Raw genomic sequence first — 12,515 nt, 5'->3', positions numbered from 1 at the left:
CGGAGGAAAGAATGTCTCGTGTTGCTAAAGCACCGGTCGTTATTCCTGCCGGCGTTGATGTAAAAATCGACGGTCAGGTTATTACGATCAAAGGTAAAAACGGCGAGCTGACTCGTACCCTCAACAAAGCTGTTGAAGTTAAACATGCAGATAACGCTCTGACCTTCGGTCCACGTGATGGTTTCGTGGATGGATGGGCTCAGGCTGGTACCGCGCGTGCCCTGCTGAACTCAATGGTTGTTGGTGTTACCGAAGGCTTCACTAAAAAGCTTCAGCTGGTTGGTGTAGGTTATCGTGCAGCTATCAAAGGGAATGCAGTAGGCCTGTCTCTGGGCTTCTCACACCCTGTTGAGCATCCGCTGCCGGCCGGTATCACTGCAGAATGCCCGACTCAGACTGAAATCGTGCTGAAAGGCGCTGATAAACAGCTGATCGGTCAGGTTGCAGCAGATCTGCGCGCCTACCGTCGTCCTGAGCCTTACAAAGGCAAGGGTGTTCGTTACGCCGACGAAGTCGTGCGTACCAAAGAGGCTAAGAAGAAGTAAGGTAACACTATGGATAAGAAATCTGCTCGTATCCGTCGTGCGACCCGCGCACGCCGCAAGCTCAAAGAGCTGGGTGCAACTCGCCTGGTGGTACATCGTACCCCGCGTCATATTTACGCACAGGTAATTGCACCGAACGGTTCTGAAGTTCTGGTAGCTGCTTCTACTGTAGAAAAAGCTATCTCAGAACAATTGAAGTACACCGGTAACAAAGACGCCGCTGCAGCTGTAGGTAAAGCTGTTGCTGAACGCGCTCTGGAAAAAGGCATCAGCAATGTTTCCTTTGACCGTTCCGGGTTCCAATATCATGGTCGTGTCCAGGCACTGGCAGATGCTGCCCGTGAAGCTGGCCTTCAGTTCTAAGGTAGAGGTGTAAGATGGCTCACATCGAAAAACAGGCTGGCGAACTGCAGGAAAAGCTGATCGCGGTAAACCGCGTATCTAAAACCGTTAAAGGTGGTCGTATTTTCTCCTTCACAGCTCTGACTGTAGTAGGCGATGGTAACGGTCGCGTTGGTTTTGGTTACGGTAAAGCGCGTGAAGTTCCAGCAGCGATCCAGAAAGCGATGGAAAAAGCCCGTCGCAACATGATTAACGTCGCGCTGAACAACGGCACCCTGCAGCACCCAGTTAAAGGTGTTCACACGGGTTCTCGTGTATTCATGCAGCCAGCTTCAGAAGGTACCGGTATCATCGCCGGTGGTGCAATGCGCGCCGTTCTGGAAGTTGCTGGGGTTCATAACGTTCTGGCTAAAGCATATGGTTCCACCAACCCGATCAACGTGGTTCGTGCAACTATTGATGGCCTGGAAAATATGAATTCTCCAGAAATGGTCGCTGCCAAGCGTGGTAAATCCGTTGAAGAAATTCTGGGGTAATTGACCATGGCAAAGACTATTAAAATCACTCAAACCCGCAGTGCAATCGGTCGTCTGCCGAAACACAAGGCAACGCTGCTTGGCCTGGGTCTGCGTCGTATTGGTCATACCGTTGAGCGCGAGGATACTCCTGCTGTTCGTGGTATGGTCAACGCGGTTTACTTCATGGTTAAAGTTGAGGAGTAAGAGATGCGTTTAAATACTCTGTCTCCGGCCGAAGGCTCTAAAAAGGCGGGTAAACGCCTGGGTCGTGGTATCGGTTCTGGCCTCGGTAAAACCGGTGGTCGTGGTCACAAAGGTCAGAACTCTCGTTCTGGCGGTGGCGTACGTCGCGGTTTCGAGGGTGGCCAGATGCCACTGTACCGTCGTCTGCCGAAGTTCGGCTTCACCTCTCGCAAAGCAGCGATCACAGCGGAAATCCGTCTGTCTGACCTGGCGAAAGTTGAAGGCGGCGTTGTAGACCTGAACACGCTGAAAGCAGCAAACATTATCGGTATCCAGATCGAGTTCGCGAAAGTGATCCTGGCTGGTGAAGTTTCTACTCCGGTAACTGTTCGTGGCCTGCGTGTTACTAAAGGTGCTCGTGCTGCTATCGAAGCTGCTGGCGGTAAAATTGAGGAATAAGTAGCAGATGGCTAAGCAACCGGGATTAGATTTTCAAAGTGCCAAAGGTGGATTTGGCGAGCTGAAACGCAGACTGCTGTTTGTTATCGGCGCGCTGATTGTGTTCCGTATTGGCTCTTTTATTCCGATCCCTGGTATCGATGCCGCTGTACTTGCCAAACTGCTTGAGCAACAGCGAGGCACCATCATTGAAATGTTCAACATGTTCTCTGGTGGTGCTCTCAGCCGTGCTTCTATCTTTGCATTGGGTATTATGCCGTACATTTCGGCATCTATTATTATCCAGCTGCTGACGGTCGTTCATCCGGCCCTGGCAGAGTTGAAGAAAGAAGGGGAGTCTGGACGTCGTAAGATTAGTCAGTACACCCGTTACGGTACTCTGGTGCTGGCAATATTCCAGTCGATCGGTATTGCTACCGGTCTGCCGAATATGCCTGGTATGCAGGGCCTGGTGTTAAACCCGGGCTTTGCATTCTACTTCACCGCTGTTGTAAGTCTGGTCACAGGGACAATGTTCCTGATGTGGCTCGGCGAACAGATTACTGAGCGTGGTATCGGTAACGGTATCTCAATCATCATCTTCGCCGGTATTGTTGCGGGCCTCCCGCCAGCCATCGCCCATACTATCGAGCAAGCGCGTCAAGGCGACCTGCACTTCCTCCTGTTGCTGTTGGTTGCAGTATTAGTATTTGCAGTGACGTTCTTTGTTGTCTTCGTTGAACGTGGTCAACGCCGCATTGTGGTGAACTACGCTAAACGTCAGCAAGGTCGTCGTGTCTATGCTGCACAGAGCACACATTTACCGCTGAAAGTGAACATGGCGGGGGTTATCCCGGCTATCTTCGCTTCCAGTATTATTCTGTTCCCGGCGACCATCGCGTCATGGTTCGGGGGCGGTACTGGTTGGAACTGGCTGACAACAATTTCGCTGTATTTGCAGCCTGGGCAACCACTTTATGTGTTACTCTATGCGTCTGCGATCATCTTCTTCTGTTTCTTCTACACGGCGTTGGTCTTCAACCCGCGTGAAACAGCAGATAACCTGAAGAAGTCCGGTGCATTTGTACCAGGAATTCGTCCGGGAGAGCAAACGGCGAAGTATATCGATAAAGTAATGACCCGCCTGACTTTGGTTGGTGCGCTCTATATTACTTTTATCTGCCTGATCCCGGAGTTCATGCGTGATGCAATGAAAGTACCGTTCTACTTCGGTGGGACCTCACTGCTTATCGTTGTTGTCGTGATTATGGACTTTATGGCTCAAGTGCAAACTCTGATGATGTCCAGTCAGTATGAGTCTGCATTGAAGAAGGCGAACCTGAAAGGCTACGGCCGCTAATTGGTCGCCTGAGAAGTTACGGAGAGTAAAAATGAAAGTTCGTGCTTCCGTCAAGAAATTATGCCGTAACTGCAAAATCGTTAAGCGTGATGGTGTCATCCGTGTGATTTGCAGTGCCGAGCCGAAGCATAAACAGCGCCAAGGCTGATTATTTCGCATATTTTTCTTGCAAAGTTGGGTTGAGCTGGCTAGATTAGCCAGCCAATCTTTTGTATGTCTGTACGTTTCCATTTGAGTATCCTGAAAACGGGCTTTTCAGCATGGTGCGTACATATTAAATAGTAGGAGTGCATAGTGGCCCGTATAGCAGGCATTAACATTCCTGATCATAAACATGCTGTGATCGCATTAACTTCGATCTACGGCGTCGGCAAGACCCGTTCTAAAGCCATTCTGGCTGCAGCGGGTATCGCTGAAGATGTTAAGATCAGTGAGCTGTCTGAAGAACAAATCGACACGCTGCGTGACGAAGTTGCCAAATTTGTCGTTGAAGGTGATCTGCGCCGTGAAATCAGCATGAGCATCAAGCGCCTGATGGATCTTGGTTGCTATCGCGGTTTGCGTCATCGTCGTGGTCTGCCAGTGCGCGGTCAGCGTACTAAGACCAACGCACGTACCCGTAAGGGTCCGCGCAAACCGATCAAGAAATAATCGGGGTGATTGAATAATGGCAAAGGCACCAGTTCGTGCACGTAAACGTGTAAGAAAACAAGTCTCTGACGGCGTGGCTCATATCCATGCTTCTTTCAACAACACCATCGTTACTATTACTGATCGTCAGGGTAACGCATTGGGTTGGGCAACAGCCGGTGGTTCCGGTTTCCGTGGTTCTCGCAAATCCACTCCGTTCGCAGCTCAGGTTGCAGCAGAGCGTTGCGCTGAAGCCGTAAAAGAATACGGCATCAAGAATCTGGAAGTTATGGTTAAAGGTCCGGGTCCGGGTCGTGAATCTACTGTTCGCGCTCTGAACGCCGCTGGTTTCCGCATCACGAATATTACTGATGTGACTCCGATCCCTCATAACGGTTGTCGTCCGCCGAAAAAACGTCGCGTATAACGCTCCGTTTTTTAGGTTAGTTGGAGATAGAAAATGGCAAGATATTTGGGTCCTAAGCTCAAGCTGAGCCGTCGTGAGGGCACCGACTTATTCCTTAAGTCTGGCGTTCGCGCGATCGATACCAAGTGTAAAATTGAACAAGCTCCTGGCCAGCACGGTGCGCGTAAACCGCGTCTGTCTGACTATGGTGTGCAGTTGCGTGAAAAGCAAAAAGTTCGCCGTATGTACGGTGTGCTGGAGCGTCAGTTCCGTAACTACTATAAAGAAGCAGCACGTCTGAAAGGCAACACAGGTGAAAACCTGCTGGCTCTGCTGGAAGGTCGTCTGGACAACGTTGTATACCGTATGGGCTTCGGCGCTACTCGTGCTGAATCACGTCAGCTGGTTAGCCACAAAGCAATCATGGTAAACGGTCGTGTTGTTAACATCGCTTCTTATCAGGTTAAAGCGAATGACGTTGTTAGCATTCGTGAGAAAGCGAAAAAGCAATCTCGCGTGAAGGCCGCTCTGGAGCTGGCTGAGCAGCGTGAAAAGCCAACCTGGCTGGAAGTTGATGCTGGCAAGATGGAAGGTACGTTCAAGCGTCAGCCAGAACGTTCTGATCTGTCTGCGGACATTAACGAACACCTGATCGTCGAGCTTTACTCCAAGTAAAGCTTAGTACCAAAGAGAGGACACAATGCAGGGTTCTGTGACAGAGTTTCTAAAACCGCGCCTGGTAGATATCGAGCAAGTGAGTTCGACGCACGCCAAGGTGACCCTTGAGCCTTTAGAGCGTGGCTTTGGCCATACTCTGGGTAACGCACTGCGCCGTATTCTGCTCTCATCGATGCCGGGTTGCGCGGTGACCGAGGTTGAGATTGATGGTGTACTTCATGAGTACAGCACCAAAGAAGGCGTTCAGGAAGATATCCTTGAAATCCTGCTCAACCTGAAAGGGCTGGCGGTGAGAGTTCAGGGTAAAGATGAAGTTATTCTTACTCTGAATAAATCTGGCATTGGCCCTGTGACTGCAGCCGACATCACCCACGACGGTGATGTTGAAATCGTCAAGCCGCAGCACGTGATCTGCCACCTGACCGATGAGAACGCAGCGATTAGCATGCGTATCAAAGTTCAGCGCGGTCGTGGTTATGTGCCGGCTTCTGCCCGAATTCATTCGGAAGAAGATGAGCGCCCAATCGGCCGTCTGCTGGTCGACGCATGCTACAGCCCTGTAGAGCGTATTGCCTACAATGTTGAAGCAGCGCGTGTAGAACAGCGTACCGACCTGGACAAGCTGGTCATCGAAATGGAAACCAACGGCACAATCGATCCTGAAGAGGCGATTCGTCGTGCGGCAACCATCCTGGCAGAACAACTGGAAGCTTTCGTTGACTTACGTGATGTACGTCAGCCGGAAGTGAAAGAAGAGAAACCAGAATTCGATCCGATCCTGCTGCGCCCTGTTGACGATCTCGAGTTGACTGTCCGCTCTGCTAACTGCCTCAAGGCAGAAGCTATCCACTATATCGGTGATCTGGTACAGCGTACCGAGGTTGAGTTGCTGAAAACGCCGAACCTGGGTAAAAAATCTCTTACTGAGATTAAAGACGTGTTGGCTTCTCGTGGTCTGTCTCTGGGCATGCGCCTGGAAAACTGGCCACCGGCAAGCATTGCTGACGAGTAACCGGATCACAGGTTAAGGTTTTACTGAGAAGGATAAGGTCATGCGCCATCGTAAGAGTGGTCGTCAACTGAACCGCAACAGCAGCCATCGCCAGGCTATGTTCCGCAACATGGCAGGTTCACTGGTTCGTCATGAGATCATCAAGACGACCCTGCCTAAAGCGAAAGAGCTGCGTCGCGTAGTTGAGCCGCTGATTACTCTTGCCAAGACTGACAGCGTTGCTAATCGTCGTCTGGCATTCGCCCGTACTCGTGATAACGAGATCGTGGCAAAACTGTTTAACGAACTGGGCCCGCGTTTCGCGAGCCGTGCAGGTGGTTACACTCGCATTCTGAAGTGTGGTTTCCGTGCAGGCGACAACGCGCCGATGGCTTACATCGAGCTGGTTGATCGTTCAGAGAAAGCAGAAGCTGCTGCAGAGTAATCTGCAGTAACGTAAAAAAACCCGCTTCGGCGGGTTTTTTTATATCCGCGATATCCCCACTTCTCTACAATGTCTGTATCAATTCTGTTCATCTCCTGGAGCGGGTAATGTGGTTGCTTGACCAGTGGGCAGAACGCCATATTCGTGATGCCCAAAAAAAAGGTGAATTCGACGATCTTCCGGGACGCGGTGAACCCCTTGTGCTTGACGATGACTCGCACATTGCGCCTGAACTACGGGCGGGCTACCGTTTACTGAAAAATGCAGGCTGTCTCCCTCCGGAGCTTGAACAGCGCAGAGAGGCTGTTGAACTGGCCGATCTGCTTAAAGGCATCCGTCAGGACGATCCGCGACATTCTGAACTTAGCCGTCGTCTCGTCCTGATTGAACTCAAGCTTCGCCAGGCAGGAATGAACACTGACTTTCTGCACGGTGAATACGGTGAACGCTTGTTGCGAAGAATAAACGAGGAGTAGCTATGTACCGTATCGGTGAACTTGCGAAGCTCGCGAACGTGACGCCGGATACTATCCGATATTACGAAAAGCAGCAGATGATCGATCATGAAGTTCGTACTGAAGGTGGCTTTCGACTTTATACCGATAACGATCTGCAGCGCCTGCGGTTTATTCGTTATGCGCGCCAGCTCGGCTTCACATTAGACTCGATCCGCGAGCTATTATCGATCCGCATCGATCCGGCACATCACACCTGCCAGGAGTCTAAAAGCATTGTGCAGGCCCGTCTGGATGAAGTGGAAGCACGCATTCAGGAGCTGCAAACCATGCAGCGATCTCTGCAAAGGCTGAATGATGCCTGCTGCGGTACGGCCCACAGCAGTATTTATTGTTCCATTCTCGAAGCCCTTGAACAGGGGGCCAGTGGAGAAACGCAGGGCTGTTGATTTTTAGTCAAACCGGGTCTAGACTCCCGTCGTCATAAACCAAGCTCAGGAGAATTTATGAGCCGCTATCAGCACACGAAAGGTCAGATCAAAGACAATGCCATTGAGGCACTACTTCACGACCCGCTATTCAGACAGCGCGTTGAGAAGAATAAAAAAGGGAAAGGAAGTTATCTGCGTAAAGACAAGCATGAAAAACGGGGTAACTGGGAGGCCAGTGGCAAGCAAGCGAATCGCTTATTTACCACTGGCCTTCCTGCTTTAAGCTCTTGATTAAACGCGGTTGTTCTGCTCTTTTAACAGATCGCGGATCTCACTCAGCAGCACTTCTTCTTTCGTTGGTGCAGGTGCTGCAGCTGGCTCTTCTTTCTTACGATTGAGCCTGTTGATCAGCTTGATAGCCATAAAAATGGCAAACGCGACAATCACAAAATCAAATACGTTCTGAATAAAAACGCCGTAGTGCATCACGACTGCCGGCACATCACCCTGTGCTTCACGCAGCGTGAAAGCGAACTGTTTGAAATCAATGCCCCCGATTAACAACCCTAAAGGTGGCATGATAATGTCGGCCACTAATGATGAAACAATCTTGCCGAATGCCGCACCAATAATGACACCCACAGCTAAATCCACCACGTTCCCGCGCATCGCAAATTCGCGAAATTCTTTAATAAAACTCATTGTTCTCTCCTTGTGCCAGCTGACGAGTTTAAGTTTAACAAATGATTAGCCAATTGCCATTCGGGATAATTAAACATTATGAAAAATAAAAGGCACAGAAATGAAAAGGATAAAGTAAGGGTGCTCTTTCTGGAGCACCCAATTCTTTAAAGGAAGAATGGACTTGGCTGGAATAAACGTTCGACGTCGGTAATAAACTTTTTATCGGTAAGGAACATAATAACGTGATCGCCTTGCTCAATTCGTAAATTGTCATTGGCAATCATGACATCATTCCCGCGCACAACGGCGCCGATGATCGTGCCTGGTGGAAGCTTAATTTCATCGATTGACCGGCCCACGACGCGTGACGTGGTTTCATCTCCGTGAGCAACAGCTTCAATGGCTTCCGCCACGCCACGGCGGAGCGATGACACACCGACAATATCCGCTTTACGAACATGGCTCAGAAGCGCTGAAATTGTTGCCTGCTGAGGCGAAATGGCAATATCAATAACGCTGCCCTGAACCAGATCGACATACGCCTTGCGCTGGATAAGCACCATGACTTTTTTTGCCCCCATGCGCTTCGCGAGCATGGCGGACATTATATTTGCCTCGTCATCGTTGGTGACGGCAATAAAGAGATCGACTTGATCAATATGCTCTTCAGCCAGTAGCTCCTGATCGGACGCATCACCATAAAATACGATCGTATTTTGCAGTTTTTCCGCCAGTTCAGCAGCACGCTGTTGATCGCGCTCGATCAACTTCACGCTGTAATCTTTTTCTAACCGATGTGCGAGACCTGCACCGATATTGCCGCCGCCGACCAGCATAATGCGTTTATAGGGTTTTTCGAGACGCTGTAGTTCACTCATCACCGCACGAATATGCTGTGAGGCCGCAATAAAGAAGACCTCATCACCGGCTTCGACAATCGTGGAGCCCTGCGGGCGAATGGGTCTGTCGTGACGGAAAATGGCTGCGACGCGCGTATCGATATGCGGCATGTGCTCGCGCATGGTGGAAAGCGCATTGCCGATCAATGGTCCGCCGTAATAGGCCTTAACCACTGCCAGACTCACTTTGCCCTCGGCAAAGTTTACCACCTGCAGGGCACCCGGATATTCGATCAGGCGGTAGATATTGTCGATAACCAGCTGTTCAGGCGCGATAAGGTGGTCGATGGGGACCGCTTCGGAATTAAACAGTTTTTCAGCATCGCGAACATAGTCCGGAGAGCGAATACGCGCAATTCGGTTTGGCGTGTTGAAAAGCGAGTAGGCCACCTGACAGGCCACCATATTAGTTTCATCAGAACTGGTTACCGCAACCAGCATGTCGGCATCGTCGGCGCCTGCCTCACGAAGAACACGTGGGTGCGAACCATGACCCTGCACCACCCGCAGGTCAAATTTGTCCTGTAAAACACGCAGGCGATCGCCGTTGGTATCAACTATGGTGATGTCGTTGTTTTCCCCAACCAGGTTTTCCGCCAGCGTTCCGCCAACCTGTCCTGCGCCCAGAATGATAATCTTCATATCTCGTGACCTGTTCTCAACATCACTCTTTGATTAGCTTAGCGTAAAAGAAGCCATCACCCTCTTCTGTACCCGGCAGATTCTGCTGACCCGGGCATTCAGGCGTTCCCGTATCGCGCAGCGCCGCGTCCGGGGTACGTTTAAGAAAGGCCGAGATTTGCTGACTGTTTTCTTCCGGCAGCACTGAGCAGGTCGCATAGACCAGCGTGCCGCCGGGTTTGAGATGCGGCCAGATGGCGTCGAGAATGTCGGATTGCAGTTGGGCAAGCTCGTTAATATCACGATCACGACGCAGCCACTTGATATCCGGATGACGACGAATCACGCCGGTTGCTGAGCAGGGGGCATCCAGCAAAATGCGGTCAAACTGGGTTTCACCACACCATTCCGCGGGTTTGCGCCCATCGCCTTGCTTAACCTGTGCCTTCATGCCCAGACGCTTGAGGTTGTCATAAACGCGTGAAAGACGCTGCTCATCAACATCCACCGCCATCACGCTGGCCTGCGGAGCCACTTCAAGAATATGGGTCGTTTTGCCCCCAGGCGCTGCGCAGAGATCGAGGATCTGCTCACCGTTTTGGGGTTCAAGCCAGGTCATGCAACCCTGAGCCGAGGCATCCTGTACCGTTACCCAACCGTCTTCAAAGCCGGGCAATGCATGTACCGGTGCAGGCGATGCTAAGCGCACGGCATCAGGGTATGCGTCATGGGTGAAGCCGCTCATTCCAGCTTCTTCAAGTAATGCCAGCCATGCGTCACGGGTGTGGTGATTACGATTCACGCGTAACCACATTGGTGGACGCTGGTTGTTAGCATCGGCAATGTCCTGCCACTCCTGTGGATAAGCTTTTTTCAGGCGCTTCAACAGCCAGTCCGGATGCAGGAAGCGCGCTTCGCTTTGGGCAAATTCAGCCAGAAGCTCATCCTGCTGTCGCTGGAACTGACGCAATACGCCGTTGATCAGCCCTTTCAGCTGAGGGCGTTTAATCGCAACGGCACCTTCCACCGTCTCTGCCAGCGCGGCATGGGGTGGGATGCGGGTATGAAGAAGCTGATAAAAACCCACCATAATCAAATAGTGTACGGTGCGCTGTTTGCCTGTCATTGGGCGTGACATCAGCTTATTAATCAACCACTCAAGTTGAGAAAGCATGCGCAGGACGCCAAAGCAGAGCTCCTGAAGCAGGGCTTTATCCTTATCAGAGACTTTTTGCTGCAGGGGAGGCAGGACGTTGCTCAATGACTGGCCCTGCTCAATAACCTGCTCGACGGCCTGAGCCGCCATACTGCGTAGATTTTGTTTTTTCATAACCGTAAAAATAAAAATGCCCGGAAACACCGGGCCTTAAGAATAAATTTGCTCAGGCAAGACGGTTGCCCGGGATAAACCATTCGCGACGGGAATTTAACAGATCCTGAGCGCTCATGGCTTTCTTACCGGCCGGTTGGAGCGATTCAAGATTCAATATCCCTTGCCCAGTCGCCACCTGGATGCCGTTCTTATTGGCGTCAACGATCGTACCGGGTTCAGCCGTGGTAGTACCGCTAATGACGGAGGCTTTCCACACTTTCACCGGCTGCTCATCAATCTCTATCCAGCTCATCGGCCACGGATTGAAAGCGCGAATGCAGCGTTCAAGCTGAGCGGCCGACAGGGACCAGTCGATCCGCGCTTCTTCTTTGCTCAGCTTTTCGGCATATGTCACCAGCGCGTCATCCTGAACTTCCGGTTTCGCCGTATTGTCAGCAAGCTGCTGGAGCGTCTCGATAAGCCCTTGTGGACCGAGGTCTGCCAGTTTGTCATACAGCGTGGCGCTGGTATCGTCTGACGTAATGGGGCAGGCCAGTTTATACAGCATATCGCCGGTGTCTAAACCTACGTCCATCTTCATAATGGTAACGCCCGTTTCGGCATCACCAGCCCACAGCGAGCGCTGAATAGGTGCAGCACCACGCCAGCGCGGGAGCAAAGACCCATGCACGTTGATGCAACCCAGGCGAGGCATATCGAGCACAGCTTTTGGCAGGATTAAACCGTAAGCCACCACCACCATTACGTCGGCATTTAGGTCAGCGACCAGCTGCTGATTTTCCTGTGGGCGTAACGATGCGGGCTGGAAAACGGGTAGCCCATGCTCTTCTGCCAGCACTTTTACCGGGCTGGGCATCAGTTTTTTGCCGCGACCAGCAGGACGGTCCGGCTGGGTAAAGACGCCAACAACCTTGTGACCAGAAGATAACAGCGCGTCAAGATGACGCGCTGCAAAATCAGGGGTTCCCGCGAAGATAATTCGTAGTGTTTTAGACACGGTGATCCTTGTATCCGGGGGCGTTATGCGCGAGAACGCAAACGATCCAGTTTTTCTACTTTCTGACGAATACGCTGCTGTTTCAGCGGTGAGAGGTAATCGATAAAAAGTTTACCGACAAGGTGATCCATCTCATGCTGAATACAAATCGCCAGCAGGTCATCTGCTTCCAGTTCGAACGGATTACCGTCACGATCCAGGGCGCGAATTTTCACCTTTTCAGCTCGCGGCACTAACGCACGCTGTTCAGGAATAGACAGACAGCCTTCCTCAATACCGGTTTCGCCACTCTTTTCGAGCAGCTCAGGGTTGATCAGCACCAGGCGGCCATCGCGATTTTCAGAAACATCAATCACGATAATACGCTTATGAATGTCTACCTGCGTCGCCGCCAGACCAATGCCTTCTTCGGCGTACATGGTATCGAACATATCATCAACGATACGCTGGATTTCTGCATTCACTTCTTTGACCGGTTCAGCGACGATGCGAAGGCGCTCGTCCGGAATATGTAACACTTGCAAAACTGCCATAAATTTCCAGAGTCGTGTTCAGGAGT

Annotated in this window: 20 protein-coding genes; 15 read left to right on the top strand and 5 right to left on the bottom strand. The window is 51.3% G+C overall.

What is annotated here, in order from left to right; translation table 11 throughout:
* Positions 1–11 precede the first annotated feature (11 nt).
* From rplF to ACW9E7_RS18410, 15 genes are all read left to right on the top strand, one after another.
* Complete coding sequence (gene rplF, locus ACW9E7_RS18480) at positions 12–545, top strand: 50S ribosomal protein L6 (RefSeq protein WP_003863296.1); 534 nt, start codon at positions 12–14, stop codon at positions 543–545.
* Between the two features lie 9 nt (positions 546–554).
* The gene (gene rplR, locus ACW9E7_RS18475; protein ID WP_003863297.1) at positions 555–908 is read left to right on the top strand and encodes a 50S ribosomal protein L18; all 354 of its coding nucleotides are present in this window, start codon (positions 555–557) and stop codon (positions 906–908) included.
* Between the two features lie 14 nt (positions 909–922).
* On the top strand, positions 923–1,423 hold the full coding sequence (gene rpsE / locus ACW9E7_RS18470; protein WP_003863299.1) for a 30S ribosomal protein S5: 501 nt from the start codon (positions 923–925) through the stop codon (positions 1,421–1,423).
* Between the two features lie 6 nt (positions 1,424–1,429).
* A complete protein-coding gene (gene rpmD / locus ACW9E7_RS18465; RefSeq protein ID WP_003863301.1) occupies positions 1,430–1,609 on the top strand; it encodes a 50S ribosomal protein L30 in 180 nt (59 codons plus the stop codon).
* A gap of 3 nt (positions 1,610–1,612) precedes the next feature.
* Positions 1,613–2,047, top strand: coding sequence for a 50S ribosomal protein L15 (gene rplO, locus ACW9E7_RS18460; protein ID WP_003863304.1), 435 nt, complete (start codon positions 1,613–1,615; stop codon positions 2,045–2,047).
* 7 nt (positions 2,048–2,054) lie between these two features.
* Positions 2,055–3,386, top strand: a complete 1,332-nt coding sequence (gene secY, locus ACW9E7_RS18455) for a preprotein translocase subunit SecY (RefSeq protein WP_003863305.1) — start codon at positions 2,055–2,057, stop codon at positions 3,384–3,386.
* Positions 3,387–3,417: 31 nt separating this feature from the next.
* Positions 3,418–3,534: a 50S ribosomal protein L36 gene (rpmJ, locus tag ACW9E7_RS18450; protein WP_000868187.1), complete on the top strand. Its 117-nt coding sequence runs from the start codon at positions 3,418–3,420 to the stop codon at positions 3,532–3,534.
* 146 nt (positions 3,535–3,680) lie between these two features.
* Positions 3,681–4,037 carry a 30S ribosomal protein S13 gene (gene rpsM, locus ACW9E7_RS18445; RefSeq protein WP_063079676.1) on the top strand — a complete coding sequence of 119 codons (357 nt, stop codon included), beginning with the start codon at positions 3,681–3,683 and terminating at the stop codon, positions 4,035–4,037.
* 16 nt (positions 4,038–4,053) lie between these two features.
* Positions 4,054–4,443 carry a 30S ribosomal protein S11 gene (gene rpsK, locus ACW9E7_RS18440; protein ID WP_003863312.1) on the top strand — a complete coding sequence of 130 codons (390 nt, stop codon included), beginning with the start codon at positions 4,054–4,056 and terminating at the stop codon, positions 4,441–4,443.
* Positions 4,444–4,476: 33 nt separating this feature from the next.
* Positions 4,477–5,097 (top strand): 30S ribosomal protein S4, encoded by a 621-nt coding sequence (gene rpsD / locus ACW9E7_RS18435; RefSeq protein WP_004868345.1) that lies wholly within the window; start codon positions 4,477–4,479, stop codon positions 5,095–5,097.
* Positions 5,098–5,122: 25 nt separating this feature from the next.
* Positions 5,123–6,112 (top strand): DNA-directed RNA polymerase subunit alpha, encoded by a 990-nt coding sequence (locus ACW9E7_RS18430; RefSeq protein WP_002919219.1) that lies wholly within the window; start codon positions 5,123–5,125, stop codon positions 6,110–6,112.
* Between the two features lie 40 nt (positions 6,113–6,152).
* Positions 6,153–6,536, top strand: coding sequence for a 50S ribosomal protein L17 (rplQ, locus tag ACW9E7_RS18425; protein ID WP_001216368.1), 384 nt, complete (start codon positions 6,153–6,155; stop codon positions 6,534–6,536).
* A gap of 107 nt (positions 6,537–6,643) precedes the next feature.
* Positions 6,644–7,012: a DnaJ family domain-containing protein gene (locus ACW9E7_RS18420; protein ID WP_458728188.1), complete on the top strand. Its 369-nt coding sequence runs from the start codon at positions 6,644–6,646 to the stop codon at positions 7,010–7,012.
* Positions 7,013–7,014: 2 nt separating this feature from the next.
* Entirely contained in the window at positions 7,015–7,440 is a 426-nt protein-coding gene (gene zntR / locus ACW9E7_RS18415) for a Zn(2+)-responsive transcriptional regulator (protein ID WP_014833516.1), read from the top strand.
* Positions 7,441–7,497: 57 nt separating this feature from the next.
* Complete coding sequence (locus ACW9E7_RS18410) at positions 7,498–7,713, top strand: alternative ribosome-rescue factor A (RefSeq protein ID WP_115874279.1); 216 nt, start codon at positions 7,498–7,500, stop codon at positions 7,711–7,713.
* On the opposite strand, the gene mscL is transcribed toward ACW9E7_RS18410, so the two are convergent.
* From mscL to def, 5 genes are all read right to left on the bottom strand, one after another.
* Positions 7,714–8,124 carry a large-conductance mechanosensitive channel protein MscL gene (gene mscL, locus ACW9E7_RS18405; RefSeq protein WP_023309449.1) on the bottom strand — a complete coding sequence of 137 codons (411 nt, stop codon included), beginning with the start codon at positions 8,122–8,124 and terminating at the stop codon, positions 7,714–7,716. It lies immediately after the preceding gene.
* A 146-nt stretch (positions 8,125–8,270) separates the two neighbouring features.
* Complete coding sequence (gene trkA / locus ACW9E7_RS18400; protein ID WP_008503482.1) at positions 8,271–9,647, bottom strand: Trk system potassium transporter TrkA; 1,377 nt, start codon at positions 9,645–9,647, stop codon at positions 8,271–8,273.
* A 22-nt stretch (positions 9,648–9,669) separates the two neighbouring features.
* Positions 9,670–10,956, bottom strand: coding sequence for a 16S rRNA (cytosine(967)-C(5))-methyltransferase RsmB (rsmB, locus tag ACW9E7_RS18395; RefSeq protein ID WP_136195925.1), 1,287 nt, complete (start codon positions 10,954–10,956; stop codon positions 9,670–9,672).
* A gap of 52 nt (positions 10,957–11,008) precedes the next feature.
* Positions 11,009–11,956, bottom strand: coding sequence for a methionyl-tRNA formyltransferase (fmt, locus tag ACW9E7_RS18390; RefSeq protein ID WP_115874278.1), 948 nt, complete (start codon positions 11,954–11,956; stop codon positions 11,009–11,011).
* Positions 11,957–11,979: 23 nt separating this feature from the next.
* Positions 11,980–12,489: a peptide deformylase gene (def, locus tag ACW9E7_RS18385; RefSeq protein ID WP_008503479.1), complete on the bottom strand. Its 510-nt coding sequence runs from the start codon at positions 12,487–12,489 to the stop codon at positions 11,980–11,982.
* Positions 12,490–12,515: the final 26 nt, after the last annotated feature.

The organism is Enterobacter sp. H2G27, from assembly GCF_054403075.1.
Note: the sequence above shows the minus strand (reverse complement) of the source record. Positions and strands in the feature narration are given on the sequence as shown.

Coding starts and splice junctions, on each gene's coding strand:
- secY (WP_003863305.1), top strand. CDS start 2,055: ATGGCTAAGCAACCGGGATTAGATTTTCAAAGTGCCAAAGGTGGATTT.
- mscL (WP_023309449.1), bottom strand. CDS start 8,124: ATGAGTTTTATTAAAGAATTTCGCGAATTTGCGATGCGCGGGAACGTG.
- rpmJ (WP_000868187.1), top strand. CDS start 3,418: ATGAAAGTTCGTGCTTCCGTCAAGAAATTATGCCGTAACTGCAAAATC.
- rsmB (WP_136195925.1), bottom strand. CDS start 10,956: ATGAAAAAACAAAATCTACGCAGTATGGCGGCTCAGGCCGTCGAGCAG.
- def (WP_008503479.1), bottom strand. CDS start 12,489: ATGGCAGTTTTGCAAGTGTTACATATTCCGGACGAGCGCCTTCGCATC.
- rpsD (WP_004868345.1), top strand. CDS start 4,477: ATGGCAAGATATTTGGGTCCTAAGCTCAAGCTGAGCCGTCGTGAGGGC.
- trkA (WP_008503482.1), bottom strand. CDS start 9,647: ATGAAGATTATCATTCTGGGCGCAGGACAGGTTGGCGGAACGCTGGCG.
- ACW9E7_RS18430 (WP_002919219.1), top strand. CDS start 5,123: ATGCAGGGTTCTGTGACAGAGTTTCTAAAACCGCGCCTGGTAGATATC.
- rplQ (WP_001216368.1), top strand. CDS start 6,153: ATGCGCCATCGTAAGAGTGGTCGTCAACTGAACCGCAACAGCAGCCAT.
- rpsE (WP_003863299.1), top strand. CDS start 923: ATGGCTCACATCGAAAAACAGGCTGGCGAACTGCAGGAAAAGCTGATC.
- rplF (WP_003863296.1), top strand. CDS start 12: ATGTCTCGTGTTGCTAAAGCACCGGTCGTTATTCCTGCCGGCGTTGAT.
- rplO (WP_003863304.1), top strand. CDS start 1,613: ATGCGTTTAAATACTCTGTCTCCGGCCGAAGGCTCTAAAAAGGCGGGT.
- zntR (WP_014833516.1), top strand. CDS start 7,015: ATGTACCGTATCGGTGAACTTGCGAAGCTCGCGAACGTGACGCCGGAT.
- rplR (WP_003863297.1), top strand. CDS start 555: ATGGATAAGAAATCTGCTCGTATCCGTCGTGCGACCCGCGCACGCCGC.
- rpmD (WP_003863301.1), top strand. CDS start 1,430: ATGGCAAAGACTATTAAAATCACTCAAACCCGCAGTGCAATCGGTCGT.
- rpsK (WP_003863312.1), top strand. CDS start 4,054: ATGGCAAAGGCACCAGTTCGTGCACGTAAACGTGTAAGAAAACAAGTC.
- ACW9E7_RS18410 (WP_115874279.1), top strand. CDS start 7,498: ATGAGCCGCTATCAGCACACGAAAGGTCAGATCAAAGACAATGCCATT.
- ACW9E7_RS18420 (WP_458728188.1), top strand. CDS start 6,644: ATGTGGTTGCTTGACCAGTGGGCAGAACGCCATATTCGTGATGCCCAA.